A 23,096-nucleotide genomic window follows, 5' to 3' on the forward strand; every position below is an offset into this window, starting at 1 on the left:
TTTTATATTGTGTTCTATAAAGCTCGCTTATATGATTTATTTGTCTCCTGATACAAAGTTAATATTATGTTGCGCTTATTTTTTGCTTTTTTAACGTTATTTTATAGTTCTATTTTATTCGCGAACGAAGCGAGTGTGCAGCAATTTAGTGGACGAACTATGGGGCAGGAATTTCATATTAATTGGTATGTTCCAAATAATGTATCTGTCGATAATGTAAAACTGAAACAGTCTGTGCGTGGCACGTTAAACGGCTTAAATGGAATATTCTCTACTTGGAAAGATAACTCCGAACTTAGTCGGTTTAATCAACTAAAACACACGCAACCGGTATCAATTAGCCCACAGCTGAGCAGCGTTATAAGTAAGGCGATTGAACTTAATGAGCAGACTAACGGTGCTCTTGATATCACCGTAGAGCCGTTAATAAAACTATGGGGGTTTGGGCCACACCATAGTGGCGCTATTCCGTCTCAAGAAGAGCTACAACAAGTGCTGCAGTACACCGGTGTTAAGCATATACAGCTTGAAGATGACATGCTGCGTAAGCTTGAACCCCGCGTCCAGCTTGACCTTTCAGCTATTGCTAAAGGTTACGCTGTTGACCGTATCGGCGAAGTGCTTGAGCGTTATGGCATACATCGTTACATGGTAGAAATTGGTGGTGAAATTGTAACTAAAGGCCAGCCATGGCAAATAGCGGTTCAGCAGCCTGCCATATTCAGTACCAAAAGCGTGCTCACATTAAGTTTATCTGGCAAAGCCGTTGCCACTTCAGGGGATTATCGCCAGTTCTATAGCGATCAGCATAAGCAGCGTTACTCTCATATCGTTGACCCGCGCACGGGCAGCGCAAAAGTACGCGACATTGCCTCAGTTACCGTTATCGCTGATGACTGCGCTACAGCTGATGGCTTTGCAACAGCGCTCATGGTGCTTGGAGCTAAAGAGGCGTTAGCCCTTGCTGAAGCTAAAAAATTACCAGTACTACTCATAACCCCAGCTGGTGATGACCAATTTACGTTACATCAAAGCAGCTATTTAAAGCCGTTTATAAACAATTAAAGCCCTCTAGGGCTAGCAAATACAATCATAACAAACCATTTCTATAAGGAATAATGATGCTTAAAGCTAAACCTTTTATGCTGAGTGCAATCTGCGTTGCAGTGCTTGGTCTAACAGCTTGTGGTGAAGACACAAACTATGTAATTGACCCTGCTCAACAGGAACTCATTGATGAGCAACAAAAAGAGATCGATGAACTGAAAAAAAATCAGGGAGCCGGTAACGTTGATACCTTCCAAGAGCAGTGTGCAACAATCGGTGTAGAATTTGAATATGAGCAAGAGGGCGGTGGAGACTTTATCGCTGCTGCAACAACAACTGAAACCGCTGATTGCGTAAGTTGTCATGCTGCAGACAACACAGTAGGCGCGCCTACTAACCATGGTATGGGTGATAACTGTGCAAATTGTCATGACAACCCACATGTTGATGACGCTCCGATTGAAGGCGACCCAACAGAGCCGACTTTCCCACAACCAGAATGGACAGGTACCACTGTTGCTATTGATGGTAAAACCGGTGCTTCGGGCCCAACTTACTACACTGCAGGTTCTTACTTGAACGCTGACTACCTAGTTGCCCAAGGCAAGGTGAGCGTAGTTCGTTACAATTGGACAGCTCCTGAAGAAGACAGTGTAAGCTATGACAGCCTTGCGGCTGCGTGTGAAGCGCCAGAACGTCAAAATGTTAAAGCGCTATTCCCTGGTGAAGAAAACCAATCTTACTCGCTAGTTAAATCAAGCAATAGTATTGCGGCTAAAACGGTTTCTACCGTATCGCTATGGGATCAGGAGTTCAATCGTATTGAAACCCCATACCCAAATGTTGCAACTTTTGGTTTTGCAATTAAGAAAGATGAAGAAGCGACTGAGCTATCTGAGCGTTACTCAACTGATATGACTATCAACCTCAACAACACTTGTCATAACGCGATTATGAACGGAGACGCTCGTGCTGAATGGTATGAATATGATCCAACTCAAAGCGTGAAAACGAGTTTAGAAACTGCTGCTCGTAACCGTGGTGCTCGTATTCTATTGACAACCAACTACGAGAAGTCGGTACTACTGGATGCAACCTTTAGCCCTATTGTTACAGGCGAAGCTGGTATGACAGGTGACGAATTCCGCCAAGCTTATAAAGATAATGTAGATGCAGCTAAGTGGTGTCAGGTTCACTTCAAAGTTGAGAATATCATTCCTTTGGGCTAATACAGTTTAATTAATGGGTAACGGTTTTTAATCTATCCCCAATAAACTAACGTAAAATAAGGGCTACAGATAAGATTACATATAATCTAGCTGTAGCCCTTATTCATTTTGCAATGTATCAATTATTAGGCATATCTAACCCGCTAAGCAATCTCCGCCCGCTTATTTATTAAACGACATTAGCGTTACATTTGGCGGTTTAAAAATGTAGCCAGCCAATATCAATTCGTTTTTAACGGTTATTTTAACTTCAAAACCCTTCCTCGAGTTATTATTAAAAACTTAAAACACTTTAAGCTTTATTAGTCTTCGCTTATTTGCCGTAATTTAAGTTGAGCTCATTTAATTATGATATGTATGATGTTTATTTAATTAAAAACAGTCGGCAATATTCGTGCTAATTAGTACGAGCGTTATTATATTTAATTAAATAATAGCTCAGTTTTTGGTTTTATTTAGCTAGCTGACATTACAACCGCATATGGTGATTATTTTTATCAGTAAGCAATATTAATCGTCCATTACTGCATTAATTATAGCTGTTTAAAATGGGCCAAAATTAACTCACTGATAAGCTAAATAGCCACTATTTAAATAATTCGAACAAAAAGCAATGTTACAAATAAGGTGGGAAATGTTGGTTGAGAGTTATATAGGGTTAAAGATATTTGCTTGTTACGATTGATTTTAATTCTCATCTAGACCTGCTGATATTAATAAAGGTGTAAAGTGATATTAAATAGCATTAAAGGGTTGGTCATTTATGTGGGTAATTCAATAGTGTCACAATAGGAATATATTCTAATTAAGTAGCATAAAACGGCCAAGGTTTGATGATACTGTACAGCATGGATATTAATTGAGATTGGTTGGGTAAGATTAAAGCAGTATACGGACAGCTAGCGCTGCCCGGGTTTGGTTTTATCTAGCACAAATTAACTGCTTGCTTGTGCTGTAAGTAGCTCGGTGAGTACTTGCTTATAGGATTGTGCTGGGTGGGCGCCGGTTAAAGCACTTTGGCGATTAAATACCACGGTCGGAACCGAAGATACCCCAGCATGAGTCCACTGCGCTTTTTCTGCTTTAAGTTTATTGCGCGCATTTGGGTTATCGAGTAATGCCAACGCCTCTGCTGCATTTAAACCTACAGCAGCTAATTCTGCAGCCAAAGTGGTTCTGTCTGACACATCTTTATGCTCGCTAAAGTAGGCCGCAAACAAACGTAATTTTAGGTCGGTTTGCTTGCCAAAGGCTTTGGCGTAATCGAGCAGCATATGCGCCTCAAACGTGTTTACCATTTTCATGTCATCAGTGAAATTGAAGCTAAAGCCGAACGCGGCTCCGCGTTGGGTGATATCCGCTCTAGTGTTATTGCTGTCTTCAATACTAGAGCCATATTTGCGGGCAACATGTTGGCGTAGGTTTTCACCTGTAGCTGGCATGTCCGGGTTTAGCTCAAAGGGTTGCCACTCAATCTCAACTTGGTCTTCAACACCCAGCTCTGTAATGGCTTGCTGTAAACCGTTATAACCGACAACGCACCAAGGGCAAACCACGTCGGAAACAATATCGAGCTTAATTTTAGCTGGCATAATACGATCTACTCTTATTAAAGGGCTAATTAACGCAATCTTTTAATGGCGACTATAAGCTTTGTAAGTTGCTGTTGATGATCGACATGATCCTTGTAAATTCCTTGAGCTCCGCTTCAGACAGGCTTGTTTGCATTTTTTTACGCACATCCATTTGGGTTTTAGCAATAAGACTGGCTAGCTCTGCGCCCTCTTCGGTTAATGATAATAGCTGGCTTCTTTTATCTTCTGGGTTGGCCATTTTGGTTAGCCACTGATTTTCGATCATCTCTTTTATCAGGCGAGCGATTTGCGCTTTGTCTCGGTTAAAAAAATTAACAATATCATTAGCGGTGCAGCTCTGACGATTATTGATAAATGATAAGCATTTGACATGCATAAAGTTTAAGCCAAGATCCTTGGCTTGTATGGAGGATCGCATTGCTGCGCGGTATGCGTGTGTTACATCAAATATAGCGTCTGAAATAGGGTCGTGGGGCATAATAACGGCACCTCAAATGTAGTTGACAAAATCAACCTTGTTACAATATAGTTGACCTTATCAACTCAGGTTGAATTATTCAAGTCAAAAAGGAACGCTGATGAGACCTAAAAAACCAACCCCACGTTATACCCATATTGCTGACATCATTGAGTTATCACCTCATTTACGCCGATTTATTCTTTCGGGTGATGGCTTAAAAGACTTTCCAGTGGGCAAAGAAGGCTCTTATGTGAAACTGTTGCTAGCACAAGCAGACGGTTCAGAGATGATTAAGCGCTCTTATACTATTCGATCATTTAACCCAGACACTAATGAATTAGCACTCGATTTTGTGGTTAATTGCCATGAAGGCCCTGCAACGCTATGGGCTAAGCAAGCAAAGGTTGGCGACAACGTGATGATTGCAGGTCCTGGGCCGTTAAAAATGACCGACTACCAACAAAGTAGTTATCTATTGGTTGGAGACATTACTGCGGTGAATGCGGTTAATGGTTACGTGCCTCGTTTCAGTAAAGATGCAGACGTCAGAGCGGTTGTGTCGGTACCCACGCGTAGCGATATTATTGAAATGGATTATGACGATTCACATAATACGGTGTGGTTTGTAGAAGATGAAGCCCAAACAACCTTAGAACAAACGGTGACCGAGACTGCGAAAAACATGGCAAATAATACCCATGTTTTTTTAGGGATTGAGGCCGGCCATGTGCGCTCGCTAAAACCGATACTGCAAGACGAGCTTGGTTTCGACCGATTGAATATATTTGCAGTAGGCTATTGGAAGCGTGGTGTTGACGCCGATCGTTTTGGTGCACAAAAACGTGCTAACCCATTGTAAAGTAATATATATGGTCGACTGTTGAGCCGTGGCTATTTAATATGGTGTTACACAGGCCGTAGCATTAGGCTGAGCTTATTGATTACCGATATTGCTAACGGCATTGAATAAAGAAATAGGCCTTAACACTGTAGTGTTAAGGCCTATTTTTATGGTTGGCTATTAAATACTTTCGCCAAACCCAAAGTAAACAATGGTATCGCCATCTGAGTTGTAGGTGAGATCCACTTTAATGTTTAAACGTTCATACGGCAGAATGTTGTATCTATAACCAACCCCGATCACGCCAAGTAAGTCGGTGTCGCGAAAGTCCTGCGTATTGCCTTCTAGTTGTTCACCAAAGCTTTTACCTAAGCCACCAATAAGTACCATGGCTGATTTGTCTAGGTGCTTATTGCCTGTGTCAGAAAATTTGTGGCGGTACTCAAGTTCCATGTTGACCATATTTGACGAGATATAGTCACCAACGGCATAACCACGCTGTACTTCTTTACCTTGGCGGCCATAAGTGCTGAATGCTGACGAGGGAGCGTTTTCTGCATCAATCAAGTAGCGCGCCACCAATTTGGTTGCAATGATGCGATCTGGATTGTTGTTAATGCTGTAAAAGTGTCTGTAATCAGTAAACAAAGAAGAGTAGGTGTTCTCTGCGTCGTTACCTAACCATTCAGCGTGGTTTTCGTATTTTATGTCCAACACAAAACCGCTGTGAGGGTAGTAGAAGTGCTCTCTGGTATCCCACTGCATTGAAACTCGGTAGCCAATGTCATCTTGGAAGTCGCTGGTAAAACCGTAGTCTTCAAGTGCACTTTGCTCTTCTGCGTTATCTGCAGTGTAACGTGTTGATGTGTAAACGCCGCCAAACCCAAGAAAGAAGTCTTCAGCCACTTTAAACATAAGGTCACCATCAAAGTTGATGGTCTCTTTATTTGAGTCAATGCCTGATAATGGCATGTTCGTGCTAGTAAACCCTGTTTCAAATGACATTCTTAAATTATCTTCGAACAAAATAATATCGCCCGCGACTTTGGCAACATAGCTATCATTACTGGTGTAAATGAGTGGAATAGCAATGGTTGATGCATCAGAGACTAAATCGTTGTCGTCAGGGTAGAATGCAAATAGCGGAATGGCACTGATCCCGGCTTTGATTGAAGGATCGTAGAACGGTAAAATAATCGGTTTGAACTTATTTACGCGTTCGTTTTTTACCTCAACCTCTTGGGTTATTTGTTTATTTTCGGTGTCCTGGCTTGCTACGTTTGCGTACGCCGGACTGATTAAGGCCGCTGCTAAACCGCAAGCAAAGGTGTTTAGTTTAGTGAAAATCATGGTATATGCCGCCTTGCTTATATAAAAAGGACGCGCATAATACTGCAACTTGGTTGTACATACAACTAGGTTGGTTACGAGGTTTTTATTCTCATTTTAGGAATTTTTCAATGGCGATAAGTAACAGTCTGTTTTATCAGATTTCTTTGCTACATAGGGTGTTTCGTCGAGATGCTCAGGCGATTTTAGCGCGAGAGTTAGATGTCACATTAGAGATGCTGGCAATTATGCAAATACTGTTTGAGTCTGGTGCCATATCGCAGCAGCAACTTGCAGATAAGCTGTTTGTTGAAAAAAGCTCGATGAAGCGCAATGTCGATAAGCTGCTAGCTCGTGGCTATGTGGCGACCGACTATGAAGTGGAGAAAAATAGAAAATACATCAAAATCAGCAGCAAAGGTGAGCAAGTTCGCACTAAGGGTAAGCAGATTATGATGCAGCAAGAATCAAACTGGTTACAGCATTTGCCGGCAGCGGATCAGCAAATTTTAATGGGCAGCATTGGTACATTGGTCAGTAGCAAAGTGCACAAAGTGTAACTGTATTGGTAGCATTAATTTATCTGCTGGCTTGGTTAGTCGATAACCCTATTTTCTGTCGGTATTTGTTTGTCGCAAATTGCATTAGCATGGCAGTATGAAAAATATACAGCAATGGTTGGCTGGCACCTAGTGAGCCCCATTCAAGCCAAAAAAACTAATTCAAAGGAGCAGAGCATGATTGCACAAGGACAAGCTTTACCCGCAGGTACGCTATCAGAGCTGACCGCCGATGGCATGTTAAATCATAATACGACTGAGCTATTTGCAGATAAAAAAGTAGTGATGTTTGCTGTGCCCGGGGCATTCACCCCAACGTGTTCAGAGGTGCACTTACCCGGCTTTGTGGTTATGGCTGATGAGTTTAAAGCCAAAGGGGTAGATATGATAATTTGCGTATCTGTAAATGATGCATTTGTTATGCAAGCTTGGTCTGCGGCGCGAAATGCAGCAGCATTAATGATGCTGGCTGATGGTGATGCCAGTTTTACCAAGGCGCTTGGGCTGCAAATGGACACCGCAGGTTTTGGTGGTGTTCGTTCACAACGCTACGCTATGGTGGTAGATAACGGTGTGGTGACCACCCTAAATGTTGAAGCGCCAAAGTCGTTTGAGGTGAGCAGTGCTGAAGCCATTTTGGCCACACTATAAGTGGTTACGCAGAGCATAAATATGGCGCTTGAGGCGCCTTATTTATGCGGCAAATTGATATAACCCCGATAAAATGCATCGTGAAAACCCGCTATGCTGGGTTGGCAAACGGTCACTATGCCAGAGCAATAATGGCGTGGTTCATATGCCAGTTAAGGGTTTATGAACACTGTTTTATTCCTAGGCTGATCTCAATATTATCAACACTTAATGCTACTTCTTTGGCTATTTCATCGCTTTGCTGAGACGCGGCTTGAGCGTGATTTTTAAGTGAGTTCATTGCGTGTACAAAGTCGTCTAAATGGCTAACTTGTTTTGCGGTGCTGCTTGCCCCTTGTTTGGCGGTTGCCGCCATATCGCTTGCTTGATGTTGTACGCTTTTGGCTACTTGCCACAAACTTTGCGCACGTTGCTGCTGTGCTAATGTGGCTTCATTAATCCCTTGAACGCGGTTATTGAGATCGGTTGAAGCTTGGGTTAATTGATTAAGGATTTGCATTATTTCTTTGAGTGAAACTTGGGTTCGCTGCGACAAGTTTCTTACTTCATCCGCGACGACGGCAAATCCGCGGCCTTGGGCACCTGCTCTTGCTGCCTCGATAGCGGCGTTGAGTGCCAGCAGGTTAGTTTGGTCGGCAATATTGCTGATGACATCAATAATCCGCGACACGTCAGACACCGACGTTGTTAAGCTTGAAAGAGACTGGTGGCAGTCGGTGACTGCTTGCTGAGATTCTTGGGTGGCATCAAGTACGGCTTGTGCTTGTTGCTGGCTTTGGTGCATCTGCTGCATGGTTTGTTGTGCGCTTTGCTCAACCTGGCTGGATGTTTGACTCACTGCACTCGCTAACACGCGGATTTGCTGAGTTTGATCCTGCGCGGTAATAACAATACTTTGTGTTTGCACCGTGCTGTGCGACAAATGGGTTATACGCTCAACCAGCAAACTTAATGAGTTTGATACTTGGCTGATTTGTTGGCGTTGCGTTTCATCTTCAGTTTCAAATCGTTTTAGTAGTTGGTTGAAGTGCTGAGCTATTTGTCCCGTTTCGCAGCGCCGATCTATGCTGAGGCGCTCTCTGCTGTTTGCGGTACTTAAGCGATGAAAGGCTCGGTTAAGTTGTTTTAGTGGGGTAATGACTCGCCGTTGCTGCAGTAATAGGTACACCATGGCAAATACAATCAGAACGGACACCATCATATAAAGTGCAAAATTGAGTTCTTGCTTAAGCTGTTGATTATATTGCGCTTGCTCAACCCCTAGAGTTAATAGACGTTGCTCTATTGTGGCAATATCTTGGTGCATCGCTTGTTGGGTTAAGTTGTTTTTAAGTAGTAACGAATGGGTGTTACGTACTTCTTTGTTATAACGACTGCTCAAACTAAGCAGTTCAGCACGAATATTGTCACCTACCTCAATACTCTCAGTTTCTTGGTCTCCAAGCGCAAATTCATCCGGCTCTTCGGTGGTATAAATACCAATGAGGGGTAGCATCTTGAGGTTATTATGCCAAGTATTAAGGTCCTTAATCAGGCTGTCTAACATCGATTTTAGGCGCTGATCTTTACCCAATAGATAGCCATGTGTCACTTGCGATAAATCGTATATTAAGGGAGGAAGCTCTCTTGTTAACGCAAGGTATTGTGCCGATAAATCAGGGTTTTGCTGCGAGCCTTCTAATGCATAACTTGCTAAGTGTTGATTATAATCGAGCATTTCTGATTCAGCATGGGCGAGTAATTGGCGTGGGTCACCTGCAAGTTTACCGGCTGCGCGATAGTCATTATCGAGTGCAACAACAAACTGTTTTATCGCAGCTTGTAACGGGTGCGCGGTTACACTTTGCTGGCTTATAAGAGGAGCTAAATTAACCAGCTTTAACTTTGCGTTCTCTAGTTTGCTTGCATCGCCAGTGGTGAGGTAGCTCTCTAACTCTCGCCTTATTTCAAGTAAGAACGTTTTTTGTACTTGTTGTAATTGTTGAGACTGCAGCTCAATAGTTTGGCGCTTTTCACTACTCCAAAAGACAACGCTAGCAAGTAAAGCGGCAATAATTAGCAGTAGAGCTGAGGCTGAAAGCGATAGCGTTGAAATTTTCATGCAGCTGGCCAATATCATAAGGTGTAGCGAGTTTATGTAATTAATGTTACAGCGTAATTACAGCTACTAAGGAGGGGGAAAATTGTTGGCGGCGATAAGAGCCTAAGGTAAAGCTATTCGAGTGGAAGCCAAACTTGGGCATGAAGCCCACCTTCTGCGCGATTAGTTAGCACCACCTTACCTTGGTGGCGGTCAACAATGCGTTTAATAATGGCAAGGCCTAAGCCAGACCCAACACTACCACGGGCCGTATCGCCCTGCGTAAATGGCTTAAATAGTTTGGCAACCTGCTCTTGAGCTATGCCGGGGCCGTCATCCTCAACGCTAAAGCCAAGGTATTTATCGTTATATTGCGAGCTGATTTTTACCCAGCCATTACCGTAACGGTAGGCGTTTTCGACCAGATTACTTAGCACGCGCTTAATGGCAATCCCTTTTATTGGGATCAGTGGTAGTTCAGCTAAGTCAGACTCAATAGTACTTTCACGGTTCGACTCAGCTTGGATCACATCGAGGATCAAATCATTAATCTGTAGGAGGTCGCGAGCGCTTTCTTGATCTTGTCTAATATAGGCGATGAATTGGTTGATAATGGCGTCCATATCTTCAATATCATGCACAATGCCATCTTTAAGGTATTGGTCTTCAGCAACCATCATCTCGGACGCTAATCGAATGCGGGTAAGTGGGGTTCTAAGATCGTGCGAGATCCCCGCCATTAACAAGGCGCGGTCTTGTTCGATCTGCTTCATACCTTGAGACATTTGGTTGAACGCATTTGTTACTTCAACAATTTCGGTAGAGCCTTTCAATGGTAACGGCAAAGGGTAGTCCCCCCGAGAAACTGAAATAGCCGCTTTTTGCAAACGCCTTAATGGCCTGTTTTGCTGGCGTGCAAACCACCATCCGCCAGCAACACTCAACAGGCCAATGACGATTAAATATAGCGTTAATGGTGATAGGTTTTTGTCATTAAAGCCGGTTAATGGCACTTTAATCCAAATAGAAGGCGCTTGTGGTGGGCGGATCCAAATTTCAAAATCTTCGCCCTGTGCAATGCGTACTTCAGCTTCGCCATGTAAGTACTCTGACATTTGTGACGACAAAAAACCGTAATAAGTCGCCCTTTCAACGCCGGCGAGACGAGCATCTTTTTGGTTATAAAACTGCATTGCATCGTCGCGCACTTTTGCATTAAGTGCATCGACCATGGTGAGGTTTTCGCGGTTAATTGAGACGCCATCAACAAATAATAATTTTACTTGGCGTGCAATTAATTGGTTAATTTGTTGATAACTAGGTTTAATAAAGTAAACCGTCACAGAGAGGTAAGACACCAATTGATTGGTAAGCAGTAAGCAACCGATTAACACTACGGTTTGACTAAAAGCACTGCGCGGCAATATATGGTGCCACCACCTCCTACTCATGGGGAGCGACTACTTTCGTGCAGAGCCGTCGGGCACAAAGACATAACCTAAGCCCCACACTGTTTGAATGTAGCGCGGGTTGGCTGCATCGGTTTCAATTAAGCGGCGCAAGCGTGAAACTTGAACGTCGATAGAGCGTTCAAGTGCAGAGTAGTCCCGTCCGCGGGCAAGGTTCATTAACTTGTCACGTGATAATGGTTCGCGAGGGTGGCTGACTAATACCTTTAATACTGCAAATTCGCCACTGGTAAGTGCAATTGCTTCTTCACCATTGTGCATTTCACGGGTGGCAAGGTTAAGAGAGAACTCACCAAACGCAATTTCTTCCTCTTGTTGAGTCGGCGCCCCTGGAACCTCTGGGGTTTGGCGGCGCATAACGGCTTTAACGCGAGCCAGTAATTCACGTGGGTTAAACGGCTTAGGTAGGTAATCGTCAGCACCTAGTTCAAGGCCAATAATTCGGTCAACCTCGTCACCTTTAGCGGTAAGCATCACAATCGGAATTGGATTGTTGTTTTTACGTAAACGGCGGCAAATAGATAAACCGTCTTCACCGGGTAACATTAAGTCGAGTACGAGTAAGTGAAAATTCTCGCGTTCAAGCAAACGGTCCATCTGTTCAGCATTGGCCGCGCTGCGAACTTGATAGCCTTGCTCCATTAAGTAGCGTTCTAGTAAAGCGCGGAGTCGCATATCGTCATCGACAACGAGAATTTTTGAGGTTTCTTGTCTCATGCGTAGGATCCTTTTTGCTTCTTTGAGCCAAGTGTTTATGGGCAACTGGCTGATATTGAATATGAATTATCCTAATATAGCCGCTTTAATATGCCGCTGACTAGCGGTTATGTAGCATTCTTTAACTTTAATGCTCATTTTTTACATAAAAGTTCAATATCCGACTGAAATAAAATGTAATAACAGATACTTAGCCCACGTCAAAAATTGTAACTAAATGGTATCTAAGCGGCGCGGTTGCGATTGGGTGAATCGCATGGCCTAAAACGGCTTAAATACGCTGCATAAAGTGCCTAGTTGCACGTCAGTTATGCTATGATTTTTGGCCATAAATGATTAATAACTTCTAGAGCGTACTTAAAATGAGAACCAATATCGTCACTCGAGAAGGTTTCGACAAATTACAAAAAGAGCTTAACTATTTATGGCGTGAACACCGGCCTGAAATCACAAAAATAGTGAGCTGGGCCGCAAGCTTAGGCGATAGAAGCGAAAATGCTGATTACACCTTTAATAAGAAAAAACTCCGAGAAATAGACCGTAGAGTTCGATATTTGCGCAAAACGATAGAAAACGTACAAGTTGTCGACTATTCGCCGCAGCAAGAAGGTAAGGTCTTTTTTGGCGCTTGGGTTGAAATTGAAAATGATGACGGCGACAAGCGAGCGTTTAAAATTGTCGGTTATGACGAAATTTTTGGCCGTAATGATTATATCTCTATCGACTCGCCCATGGCGCGCGGCCTGCTTAAAAAAGAGGTCGATGACGAAGCGGTTATCCACACTCCAACAGGCGAGCAAGTTTGGTATATCAACCGGATTTCTTATCAAGGCTTTACCACGTAGCCTTGCATTTAATCGTTAATGTCATTGTGACTCAAAGCTGCGAGCCTTCTGCTCAAGGTCTTAGCATTGATTTTGCAGTTAAGTGTGGCAGCTAAAGTGTTGCACTGTTTTAAGCGCTGCCTAACAATGGCAGTGCTTACTGGTATCAATTAAATAAAATAATTCTTTTTGTCATCCCTAAAACAGCGGATAGCGGCGTTAAATTTGCGCCCTAGCTGTGCTATCTTTATCGCAATATTACCTATTAGGCCTTACTTCTCTATATGCATAACATTGCACAGCTTATTGCTGATGAACTGAACGTCCGTCTTCAGCAAGTTAATGACACGATTAAATTACTAAACGACGGCGCTACCGTTCCGTTTATCGCTCGCTACCGTAAAGAAGCAACCGGTGGGCTTGATGATGCGCAGTTACGTACGCTTTATGGCCGCTTGGGTTATTTACGTGATTTAAATGAGCGCCGTAATGTTATTTTGTCGAGTATTGAGGCGCAGGGTAAATTAACGCCCGAGCTAAAAACAGCCATTACCACCGCAGGCAGTAAAACGCGATTAGAAGATCTTTATCTTCCTTACAAACCTAAGCGCCGTACTAAGGGTTTAATTGCGATAGAAGCAGGAATTGAGCCATTAGCTGACTTTTTACTGGCTAACCGCAATGCTGACTGTGAAGCCAAAGCGACTGAATACATTAATGCTGCAGCTGGCTTTACCGATACCAAAGCAGTATTAGAAGGCGCTCGTTTTATCTTAATGGAACGCTTCGCTGAAGATGCCGAGTTGCTGCAAAAAGTGCGAGTTCATATTGAGCAAAACGCCGTACTTGAAAGCCGTATGGCAAAAGGTAAAGAAAAAGAAGGCGCTAAATTTAGAGACTACTTTGACCACTGTGAAAAACTGACCAAGGTGCCGTCACATCGCGCCCTTGCCATGCTGCGCGGTCGTAATGAAGGTATGTTAAGCCTAAGCGTTAATGCAGATCCTGGCAAAGAGACTAAGCAAGCAAGTTACTGTGAAGTGATTATTGCAGACCATTTCAAATTAGCCTTGAACGACACCGCCGTTGATCAATGGCTTAAAACAGTTGTGGCCGCAACGTGGCGAGTAAAAATAGCCCTACAGATGGAAACCGAATTTTTTGGTCGTATGCGCGATAGCGCTGAAGCTGAAGCGATTAAGGTATTTGCGCGTAATTTAGGTGACTTATTAATGGCCGCCCCAGCAGGAGCTAAAGCCACATTGGGCCTCGATCCTGGCCTGCGAAGTGGCGTTAAGGTGGCGATTGTTAATAATACTGGCAAGTTAGTCGCTCACAGCACTATTTTTCCACACGCCCCGCAAAAGCAGTGGGACAAATCACTTAGAACATTGGCTAACCTAGCTAAAATGCATAAAGTTGAGTTAGTGGCTGTGGGGAATGGTACGGCCTCACGCGAAACCGATAAGCTCGCGGCTGAGTTAATCACGATGGTTAAAGCTGAGCTACCTAAGTTAACTAAAGTGATGGTAAGCGAAGCGGGGGCGTCAGTGTACTCGGCGTCTGAATTAGCATCAGAAGAGTTCCCAGATATCGACGTGTCTATTCGTGGCGCGGTATCAATTGCGCGTCGTTTGCAAGATCCTCTAGCTGAGCTAGTAAAAATTGAGCCAAAAGCCATTGGCGTTGGGCAATACCAGCACGATGTAAGCCAAAGTATGTTGTCTAGCTCGCTGGAAGCTGTAGTCGAAGATTGTGTGAATGGCGTGGGTGTTGATGTGAATATGGCGTCAGCGGCATTGCTTACAAAAGTGGCTGGGTTAAATAAAACTCTGGCACGTAACATTGTGGCTTACCGTGACGATCAAGGGCGATTTAGTCGTCGTAAGGATTTGTTAAAAGTTGCACGTTTAGGCCCTAAGGCATACGAGCAGGCGGCAGGTTTTTTACGCATAAGCGATGCTGAAAACCCACTTGATGCTTCATCGGTTCACCCTGAGGCGTATGCGTTAGTTGAGTCAATTGCCGCGGCAAAGCAGCAATCTGTGGCAACATTAGTTGGCAATACAGAACTACTTAACTCGCTTGAGGCTGCAGATTATATTAGCGGCGATTTTGGTTTGCCGACCGTGACGGATATTTTAGCTGAGTTAGATAAGCCTGGCCGCGATCCCCGTGGCGAGTTTAAAACCGCGAGCTTCAAAGACGGCGTTGAGCAGATTAACGACCTTAAGTTAGACATGATCTTAGAAGGGGTCGTGACTAACGTGACTAACTTTGGTGCCTTTGTCGATGTTGGTGTGCATCAAGACGGTTTAGTGCATATCTCGTCGATGACGGACAAGTTTATTGATGATCCGCACAAAGTGGTTAAAGCCGGTGACATTGTTAAAGTTAAAGTGATGGAAGTGGATGCCGACAGGCGTCGTATTGGCCTAAGCATGCGACTAACCGACAACGCAGGAGACGCACCTAAAACGCCTGCTAGACCGGCTAATAATGGCGCTCATAAGAAGGTGGCAAAACCGCAGTCGCAAAATAGAGGTAAGCCTAAACAGCAAACCAATGCGGCAATGGGAAATGCGTTTGCTGATGCATTTGCCAAGCTGAAAAAGTAAGACCGATTAAAACCGACAATCAAAATTGTCGGTTTTTTTATATCTGAGCTAGCGGATGGTATGGCTGACTTGTTAGGTGCTGCCATTGACGTTGCTACGACGAGTTGCTCGTGAGGCGTTGTGCGGTGATGAGGTTAAATTAAACGGTTGTGAGTGTGTGTGATTCCGACTTTGGCTGAGTTCTAGCTTGATAAAATGCTTCAATGTGCGCGCCAAACTCGCGATAAAATTGTAGTGTTTCGGTAGGTGTTTTTTTGCTGGTGGTTGCGGCCGTTTTTGTTTCGGCAGCTTGGCTAGGTAACTTTATATCACTTCGCTTTAATGGTGAGCTGTAATTTTTGCTTTGCCTTAGATCTGCAATGCTGGCGCGTTTTTGCTGCTCTTGCTGAGACTGCTCCTGCCCAGAGCCGCCTTGCTGCTTACTGTGTACAGCGTCACGTAATTTAGTTGTATTAGCCTGCTCTGCAGTACGTTCATGTTGCGGATTAAACGCACGCTCTTCATGCCCTTTGCTCGCTTGCGAAGGTGGTACCACCGGTGGCCGCTGTTGGTTATCCGTACGCGCAGAGTCGGTCGCTACGTTAGACGTAGATAGCGGCACGTTGGGATAATGGGTGACCACTTGCATTGGCTAATGGGCCTTCGTTTGCGGTTAATTGTTGAACAATGTTAACCAGTATTTACTAAAGAATAAAGTGGTTTTTATTAGGCGTTTATCAATGTTGATTGTTTTTGCAGCCAGCTATTTAAGCTAGAGCAAAAATCGTCAGCATGACTAATAAAAGGAGCGTGTGATGCTTGCGCGAAAATCACATCTTCAACGTGACTTTGCTGCGGCATTAACTTAATGACGCTGCGTGGAACCAGCCCATCTTTTTTGCCCCAGACCCTTAACCAAGGTTGCTGTATTTGCGTTAGCTGAGCCCTCAAGTCCACGTTGGCGAGCATGCTCAGCCCTTGCTCAAGTGCGCTTTTTTGTGCCTGCGGTTTGGCTAATACCCATTGGCGTAGCTGTTTAATATCCCCTTTGGCGGTTTGGCTTCCCATCGCTTGTATTGCAAGAAACCGCTCAATGGTTTTATCTAGGTTGTCAGTTAATTGGTCACTAAATTGAGTCAATATATCGGGTGCAATACCGGGCCAAGACTCTGAGCTGCGTGCCATAAAACATGGTGAAGACGAAATGGTACACAAGGCTGTAACCTGTTTGGGGTAGCGAATGGCTGCTAATGTGGCTATAACCCCACCGAGCGACCAACCCGCCCAAATTGCCTGTGGCGGCACGTTGGCGATAATGCATGCAAGCCAATCGTCGATGTCGCCAGCCACTATCGGGCTGTCGCCATATCCGGGCAGATCCACAAAGTGAAACCTATACTCAGGAAGTTTGTCGGCTAACGCAGTAAACACTGCGCTGTTGACGCCCCAGCCATGCAGTATGACAACATCGGGCCCTTGCCCTACTGATTTGACGTGTAATTTAGTTTGGTTCACGCAGTCGTCCTGTTGTATTGGCGGTTTAGTTAATGAAAAGGAATTTATTATTACTTCATCTTCTTGGCAGCGATGGTTAACGGTTATGTTACCCAATCGATGCTTAATGTGCCAACAGCGGATCTTGTCTCGGCGTCAGGGTATTTGTGATGTGTGCCTTGATGCTAGTTTATATAAGGCGCCCATTTGCTTAGGTTGTGGCAGGCAAATGTCATTATCGGTGGCTTATTGCGGCCAATGCTTAGCAAGTAATACGTTAAAAGTGGTGGCGCCTTGTAGTTACCATGATGGTGCAGGTCACTGGGTTGGGCAGATAAAATACCAGGCGCAATTTGCGGTGATTGAAGTGATGGTCGAGGCATTGATTTGCCGGTTATATGATCTAATAGCGCAAGGGTTTATTCAAATGCCACAAGCGATTATAGCGGTGCCATTGCACCCTAAGCGATTACAGCAGCGAGGCTTTAATCAGGCGTGGCTGATCGCGCGGTCGGTTGCTAACAAGCTGCAGCTCCCTTTATTAGATAATGTGTTGATTCGGCAAGTTGATACGGCCCCGCAAGCGGGGTTATCGGGCGAGCGTCGACGGAAAAATATGTTGGGTGCGTTTGCGTTGACCGAAAAAATTAACTGGCAACGGGTCGCGATAGTCGATGATGTTGTCACCACCGGCACTACGGTGAGTGAAATTACCCGATTGCTCAGTCAGCAGTATATCGACACTCAAGTGTGGTGCCTTGCAAGGGCGGAGGCACCAGGGCTAAATTAACAATAATTATCCATAACTAATGTCAGGTCGTTAAACAAAAGCACACGCCCTAAAGCGTGAGTGAATACATCACGCGAGCTGTTAATGGAGGGCTGGAATAAAGTAGAGCGCGTTGGCATATACTTTTTCTGAGCCGAGCCAAATATTGCGAAATAATAGATTATCCGCCAGCGCCACTACGGCTCCTTTAGTTCTGGTCTCCACAATAATCGCAGGTGAGTTAGCAAAGCTACTTTGATACTCTTGCGCCAAATAGCCGCTTAATAAGGGTTGTGAAGCGTAAGTCGCTGCCACACTGAAGTCGTTACCGGTTTGGGCAAACCCAAGCGGCATATTTTTCATTACCGCTAAGCGCATATGATTCAACCCAAAATTAATGGGGTGACTCGGGTCGAGTTTTAATTCAACTATCGCACCGCCAATACTCTGTTTTGCTTTGAAAGCCTCTTTTTGGTCAAACGCTAGGCCGTTACCGTTGAACAGTTGCTGATAGAAGCGAGCATCGCGCAAGTTAGCTTTTAAAAAATTGGCTTTGCTAAGCCAGTTTAAGGCGCCTTTTTGGGCAATAACGACCCCACCGTGGCTTGTAAAAGAGCCGAGCTGACGTGAAAAACTCTCATCTAAATGGGTATATTTTCCGTCGGCAAAAATAATGTGGGTGTAATTACTTAGTTTAATGCTGCCTAGATTACTAGCATCAACAAGAGAGGTCGCCACCTTGAGTTGCGAGTCTAAGTAATACCAAATTTGCCCTGCTTCAGAGGCCGAGACGCCTTGACCACTGATGATAAGTGGTCGGATCGGCCGCACAATTTTAAAATCTGGGCTGCCTAAATCAATGCCACTTATTGCACCACTAGAGTACGCTGGGGTGACGGCTATGCTGAGATCTTGGCTGACTTTTTTAACGATTTGGCTTAGCTCGCTAGCAGAAAAGGCCTGTTGCTTTAATGGGATTTGCAAGGTGCCAGCCGGAAAGTCCAGTGCCCCAGTCTTTGCCGCTAGGCTAAATGGTTTTGCTGCAAATTTGACTTGTACGCCTTGGCTAAGTAACTGCTGTAACGCTGGTGTAGCTTGGCTTTGACGCCAATCAATTAGTAACGCTACCGCTTTATCTGACCACTCAACTGGGTTGAATTTTGGCGCGGCCTGGCTAAGCACGCTGAGCTCAAGTTTGACATTTTTACGCACCGTGAGGTCAAACGCATATTGTAAATTCCAAGCCGATACATCATAAAAGGTTGGGTCGGCAAACTCGGTAACATCATCAAACAGTGCATCTAGCAGGGCTGACTGCGCTTGCGTGTCAGGGATAAAAATACTGTTTGCCACTGCAAACTCTTTACCGCCTTGTGTTAGAGGGTTGGTAAGGTAGTAATACTCAATTTTGTGTTGTGAAAGCAGGACTGTAAGCTGTTTTAGTCGTAAGTTGTCGTTGGGGGTAGAGATTAATCTACCCGCTTGCCTAGGGGCTTTTTTGTTTGCTTTTTGGTGCTTATTCTTAAAAAACTCGCTTTGGTAATCTTGCAGTTCGGTTTTGAGTGCCAATGCGCCTTTAAGGCTCGATACCGAAGTGGCATATTGGTTGGCTATTGCCTCTTGTAAGCTGACCACACCGTTAATGGAGTTTTGTTGTTGGCCGCGAGCACTTGCCTGCTCGAAAAGTACGCCTATCGCGCCATTGATGTCGGGGTAGGTTGAGCCTTTGCCGTAAAAATAGTCATCAAACAGCTGACGGCTAAAGTACTGCTGTTTTTTACTGTCTAAAGCGGCTTGGTGGTATGAGGCCAGTTTAGCGGTTAATTGCTGGTTAGCTAGCGGAGTTAATGGGTGAGTTCGCTCTGGTACTCCGGGCTGAAAAAAGTAACTTTTTTCGTGGCCCATTTCATGAAAGTCGCCAACATAATGCGGCTGCCAGCGGTGAAATAATGCGACTCGGCCTTGTGATTCTGGATGGCGCAAAAATAGCCAATCTCGATTTAAGTCAGCTAAATAGTGGTTAGTGCGGCCGCTTGGCCAACCTTGCTTGTGCTCTTTGTGGTTAGAGTCGCTCACTGCAACTTTGCCAGCATAACCGTTAGCCCACGTTGAGAATCGGTCCATACCATCGGGATTTTGGCTTGGAGTTATTAGCACTACAGCGTTTTCGAGCAAGTTGGTTACCCATTTTTCTTTACTACTGGCGAGCATGTGGCTTAGCTTTAAAGCAGCATGGGCACCACTAGCTTCGTCGCCATGTATTGAATACGCCAGCCATATAACAAGTGGCCCAGTTTGCTTAGCTTGGTATTTCACTTGTTGGCGCTGTTGTAAAATGCTGGCTAACTGTTGCTGATTATTTTTTGAGGTGATGACAGCAGTGAGTTGCTGACGACCTTCGTGGCTATGGCCGGTTTGTTCAATCGACACCCGCGGGTTTTGTTGTGCGATCTGTTTAAGGTAGTAATTGACTTGATCGTGGCGCAGTAAATACCGCCCAAGCGGGTAGCCAAGAAAAGCTTCTGGGCTGGTGGTCGTAATGCCATAAAGTGGGTCGTCGGTGAGGCGGGTCTTTTTAGCTTGTGCCAGTGGCGAAGCCAGTAATACCAAGGCACACACAAAAGTAAGAGCTGTTTTTAGCATTGCACAATTCATTATATTTATAATCTAATCCTTAAATTAACAGCTCGACCGTGACAAAACTACTGCCTATATCGATAAATAAATGTGATCAAATTAGCGTTATTTAACATAGTGTGAGCAATAAGGGCTATAAAGCCGTGCGCAGGAAGAGTATTATAGGGCTAATTCTCACTAAAACACTCAGGTTTATTCCTGACGGAGCTTTGTTTTCATGATTACCATTTCCGAAACAGCTCAGGCGCATTTTGTTAAGTTGTTATCAGATCAGCCTGAAGGAACTCACATTCGAGTCTTTGTTATCAGCCCAGGCACAGCACAGGCTGAGTGTGGTGTTTCATACTGTCCTCCAGATGCTGTTGAAGCAGATGATACAGAATTTGAATTTAATGGCTTTAACGCCATGGTTGATGAGAAAAGTATTCCTTTTCTTGAAGATGCCTCAATTGATTTTGTAACCGATCAGCTTGGTTCGCAGCTTACACTTAAAGCGCCTAACGCTAAGATGCGTAAAGTTGCTGGTGACGCGCCTTTAGTGGAACGTATTGAGTATGTTATTCAGTCTGAAATCAACCCACAGCTTGCTAGTCACGGTGGTAATATTTCGCTAATCGAAATCACTGAAGACGGTATTGCAGTGCTGCAATTTGGTGGTGGTTGTAACGGTTGTTCAATGGTTGATGTGACGCTTAAAGATGGTATCGAAAAGCAACTACTAGAGCAGTTCAGTGGTGAACTGACGGGTGTTAAAGACATGACTGAACACCAGCATGGCGATCATTCTTACCAGTAATATCGATTGTGATTAATAGTAAAAAACGCGACTTAAGGTCGCGTTTTTTGTGCCTGCTATTGAGCGCTATAAACGGTTAAGGTGTTGCGCTAAAAACCGGTCAAGTGCTTTAAACGTAGTAAGCCGATGCTCGTTATTGCTCAGGTGATGATCGCCATCTTCGAGTTCGATAAATTCGACCTGTTTATTATTATCTTCTAACTCATCGAACATATCTTCGCTATGGTCAAAGCGCACCACGCGGTCTTTGGTGCCGTGCACTAAAAGTACCGGAACGTTAATTTTATCGGCTTGGCTGACTGGTGAACGCTCATAAAGTGCGTCGTAATCATCGCCAATTTGTTTTTTTACTATTTCATGATCGCTATAGTGCCGAGATGATTTAACTAAGTATTCTACATCGGTTACGCCTGCCACGCTCACAGCGCATTGGTATAAATCAGGGTTACTAGCTACACCCATTAATGCGGCGTAACCACCGTAGCTCGCGCCAACAATACAAATACGGTCAGGGTCGGCAATGCCTTTTTCAATTAACCAGCGCGTACCGTCTTCAACATCGTTTTGCATCTCTAAGCCCCAGTTTTGTAGTCCTGCCGCCATAAAACTATGTCCATAGCCTGCTGAGCCGCGAAAGTTCATCCGTAACACCGCAAAGCCACGGTTGGCAAAAAACTGAGTCCAGATATCGAATTCATTGCTGTCGTAGCTAATCGGGCCGCCATGTGGAAATATGATGGCGGGGAGCTGCTTGGCTTCGGTGTTAATCGGGGTGGTTAAAAAGGCCTCAATCTCTAACCCATCGCGCGCCTTATAAAAATGAGTGTCAGTTGCAGCCAGTAGCTCGGTTGGTAACGACGCGTACCGAGCGGCAATGGGATACAGAGATTTGTCATCGCGATCGGCTAGGTAGTAAGTCCCAGATTGTGTTGCACTAGTAGAGTAAACGAGGTAGCGGCGCTCATCATGACTAAACTGGCTAATATAATTATTAGAATTAGGTAACGCTGCGGATAAGCCGTTTTGAATGCCGATGTATTCGTCGTCCCAAAAGGTGTATTCCGATTCATCACCGACATTAATACCAATGACTTTGTTTTTAAGTTCTGAATAGATAAGCTGACCTTCGACGTCATAGTCTGGGTCGCTGTATACCAGATGCTTAGTCAGTTTAGGGTCAGTCAAGTTAACTTTAAAAATCGCTTTTTTACCCTCGTGATAGGCATTAACAAACAGTACATTTGGGTCTTGGTCAAACCCTAACGGCCAAATCATGGTTTCATCAAAGGCCTCAAATTGCCACAGCAGGCGTCGTTTGGCGCCTGCTTTTGCTTGTTCGTAAATGCGGTATTCAGCCTCATCCCGATAAATGCCAATGCGTATCTCGTGTTGTCTGTCGGTCAGCCATTGGCGTATATATTGGACTGATCTTTGGACGGTTTTCGTATTGCCAGTCGCTAAATTCAACTTAACTACACTGTTATAACTGCTTGAAATACCAAGTCCGTCGAGCCCCATTAAGACTGAATTTGTGTCATCAGGGAGAGCGTCTATTACTTCAGATTGAATTTGAGGTGAAAAACTTAAGCTACGCAGCGTTCGTTTTGATAGCCCAGTGGTGATTTTGTTTTGGCTAATAATATATTTAATTAAGCGAGTTTCGGTGGTTGGCACGCCGTAATGCACTGCTGGAAATTTAGCGGTAACTAATAAAATATCATCACCAGACCAGTTAAGACCCATAATAGTAAATTGTTTGTTGTCCGTTTCTATTGGGTAAGCGGTTTGATCTTTTTTAAGATCCCAAATTAGCACCGCAGAGCCTTCAAAATTGGGTTGCTTAACCCTAACTACCGAGGCTAGTTTGTTACCAGAATCGGATAATGTGACGTGACTAACGTCGGGTAAATTGCCAAACGCTTGTACTGGAATTTTTTGTGCGAATGAATTGGTTATTGGTAAAAGCAGTGTTGCGATGATTAAAATGAAAATCCTGTTCAT

At 44.3% G+C, this 23,096-nt stretch carries 19 protein-coding genes; 9 read left to right on the plus strand and 10 right to left on the minus strand.

Annotation, left to right across the window (positions count from 1 at the left end; all coding sequences use genetic code 11):
- Positions 1–66: 66 nt before the first annotated feature.
- Positions 67–1,065, plus strand: coding sequence for an FAD:protein FMN transferase (locus RGE70_RS00795; protein WP_310469656.1), 999 nt, complete (start codon positions 67–69; stop codon positions 1,063–1,065).
- 56 nt (positions 1,066–1,121) lie between these two features.
- Positions 1,122–2,276, plus strand: coding sequence for a hypothetical protein (locus tag RGE70_RS00800; protein ID WP_375087880.1), 1,155 nt, complete (start codon positions 1,122–1,124; stop codon positions 2,274–2,276).
- Positions 2,277–3,211: 935 nt separating this feature from the next.
- Here RGE70_RS00800 and RGE70_RS00805 read toward each other — a convergent pair.
- Together RGE70_RS00805 and RGE70_RS00810 are read right to left on the minus strand one after the other, a co-directional pair.
- Positions 3,212–3,868, minus strand: coding sequence for a DsbA family oxidoreductase (locus RGE70_RS00805; RefSeq protein WP_310469658.1), 657 nt, complete (start codon positions 3,866–3,868; stop codon positions 3,212–3,214).
- A gap of 52 nt (positions 3,869–3,920) precedes the next feature.
- Positions 3,921–4,349 (minus strand): MarR family winged helix-turn-helix transcriptional regulator, encoded by a 429-nt coding sequence (locus RGE70_RS00810; RefSeq protein WP_310469659.1) that lies wholly within the window; start codon positions 4,347–4,349, stop codon positions 3,921–3,923.
- A gap of 100 nt (positions 4,350–4,449) precedes the next feature.
- On the opposite strand from RGE70_RS00810, the gene RGE70_RS00815 reads away from it, so the two are divergent.
- A complete protein-coding gene (locus RGE70_RS00815; RefSeq protein WP_310469660.1) occupies positions 4,450–5,190 on the plus strand; it encodes a siderophore-interacting protein in 741 nt (246 codons plus the stop codon).
- A 162-nt stretch (positions 5,191–5,352) separates the two neighbouring features.
- On the opposite strand, the gene RGE70_RS00820 is transcribed toward RGE70_RS00815, so the two are convergent.
- Positions 5,353–6,522: a BamA/TamA family outer membrane protein gene (locus tag RGE70_RS00820; RefSeq protein WP_310469661.1), complete on the minus strand. Its 1,170-nt coding sequence runs from the start codon at positions 6,520–6,522 to the stop codon at positions 5,353–5,355.
- Between the two features lie 110 nt (positions 6,523–6,632).
- Between RGE70_RS00820 and RGE70_RS00825 the strand changes: the two genes are divergently transcribed.
- Together RGE70_RS00825 and RGE70_RS00830 are read left to right on the plus strand one after the other, a co-directional pair.
- The gene (locus tag RGE70_RS00825) at positions 6,633–7,061 is read left to right on the plus strand and encodes a MarR family winged helix-turn-helix transcriptional regulator (protein WP_310469662.1); all 429 of its coding nucleotides are present in this window, start codon (positions 6,633–6,635) and stop codon (positions 7,059–7,061) included.
- 177 nt (positions 7,062–7,238) lie between these two features.
- Positions 7,239–7,712 carry a peroxiredoxin gene (locus tag RGE70_RS00830; protein WP_310469663.1) on the plus strand — a complete coding sequence of 158 codons (474 nt, stop codon included), beginning with the start codon at positions 7,239–7,241 and terminating at the stop codon, positions 7,710–7,712.
- A 160-nt stretch (positions 7,713–7,872) separates the two neighbouring features.
- On the opposite strand, the gene RGE70_RS00835 is transcribed toward RGE70_RS00830, so the two are convergent.
- The 3 genes from RGE70_RS00835 to ompR all read right to left on the minus strand — a co-directional run bounded on the left by RGE70_RS00835 (position 7,873) and on the right by ompR (position 11,978).
- Positions 7,873–9,813 (minus strand): methyl-accepting chemotaxis protein, encoded by a 1,941-nt coding sequence (locus RGE70_RS00835; protein WP_310469664.1) that lies wholly within the window; start codon positions 9,811–9,813, stop codon positions 7,873–7,875.
- Between the two features lie 113 nt (positions 9,814–9,926).
- Positions 9,927–11,243 carry a two-component system sensor histidine kinase EnvZ gene (gene envZ, locus RGE70_RS00840; RefSeq protein WP_310469665.1) on the minus strand — a complete coding sequence of 439 codons (1,317 nt, stop codon included), beginning with the start codon at positions 11,241–11,243 and terminating at the stop codon, positions 9,927–9,929.
- Positions 11,244–11,252: 9 nt separating this feature from the next.
- Positions 11,253–11,978 (minus strand): osmolarity response regulator transcription factor OmpR, encoded by a 726-nt coding sequence (gene ompR, locus RGE70_RS00845; protein WP_310469666.1) that lies wholly within the window; start codon positions 11,976–11,978, stop codon positions 11,253–11,255.
- A gap of 362 nt (positions 11,979–12,340) precedes the next feature.
- Between ompR and greB the strand changes: the two genes are divergently transcribed.
- Positions 12,341–12,823 (plus strand): transcription elongation factor GreB, encoded by a 483-nt coding sequence (gene greB, locus RGE70_RS00850; RefSeq protein WP_310469667.1) that lies wholly within the window; start codon positions 12,341–12,343, stop codon positions 12,821–12,823.
- A 263-nt stretch (positions 12,824–13,086) separates the two neighbouring features.
- Complete coding sequence (locus RGE70_RS00855) at positions 13,087–15,420, plus strand: Tex family protein (RefSeq protein WP_310469668.1); 2,334 nt, start codon at positions 13,087–13,089, stop codon at positions 15,418–15,420.
- Between the two features lie 139 nt (positions 15,421–15,559).
- Here RGE70_RS00855 and RGE70_RS00860 read toward each other — a convergent pair whose 3' ends face one another.
- Together RGE70_RS00860 and bioH are read right to left on the minus strand one after the other, a co-directional pair.
- Entirely contained in the window at positions 15,560–16,048 is a 489-nt protein-coding gene (locus RGE70_RS00860; RefSeq protein WP_310469669.1) for a hypothetical protein, read from the minus strand.
- A gap of 77 nt (positions 16,049–16,125) precedes the next feature.
- Positions 16,126–16,932: a pimeloyl-ACP methyl ester esterase BioH gene (gene bioH, locus RGE70_RS00865; RefSeq protein WP_375087921.1), complete on the minus strand. Its 807-nt coding sequence runs from the start codon at positions 16,930–16,932 to the stop codon at positions 16,126–16,128.
- 67 nt (positions 16,933–16,999) lie between these two features.
- Between bioH and RGE70_RS00870 the strand changes: the two genes are divergently transcribed.
- Entirely contained in the window at positions 17,000–17,683 is a 684-nt protein-coding gene (locus tag RGE70_RS00870) for a ComF family protein (RefSeq protein ID WP_310469671.1), read from the plus strand.
- Between the two features lie 81 nt (positions 17,684–17,764).
- On the opposite strand, the gene RGE70_RS00875 is transcribed toward RGE70_RS00870, so the two are convergent.
- On the minus strand, positions 17,765–20,305 hold the full coding sequence (locus tag RGE70_RS00875; protein ID WP_310469672.1) for a M14 family zinc carboxypeptidase: 2,541 nt from the start codon (positions 20,303–20,305) through the stop codon (positions 17,765–17,767).
- 211 nt (positions 20,306–20,516) lie between these two features.
- On the opposite strand from RGE70_RS00875, the gene nfuA reads away from it, so the two are divergent.
- Positions 20,517–21,095 (plus strand): Fe-S biogenesis protein NfuA, encoded by a 579-nt coding sequence (gene nfuA / locus RGE70_RS00880; RefSeq protein WP_310469673.1) that lies wholly within the window; start codon positions 20,517–20,519, stop codon positions 21,093–21,095.
- Positions 21,096–21,161: 66 nt separating this feature from the next.
- Here the strand turns inward: nfuA and RGE70_RS00885 are convergent, their stop codons facing one another.
- Positions 21,162–23,096, minus strand: a complete 1,935-nt coding sequence (locus RGE70_RS00885; protein WP_310469674.1) for an alpha/beta hydrolase family protein — start codon at positions 23,094–23,096, stop codon at positions 21,162–21,164.

The organism is Shewanella youngdeokensis, assembly GCF_033180165.1.
Lineage (GTDB): Bacteria > Pseudomonadota > Gammaproteobacteria > Enterobacterales > Shewanellaceae > Shewanella > Shewanella youngdeokensis.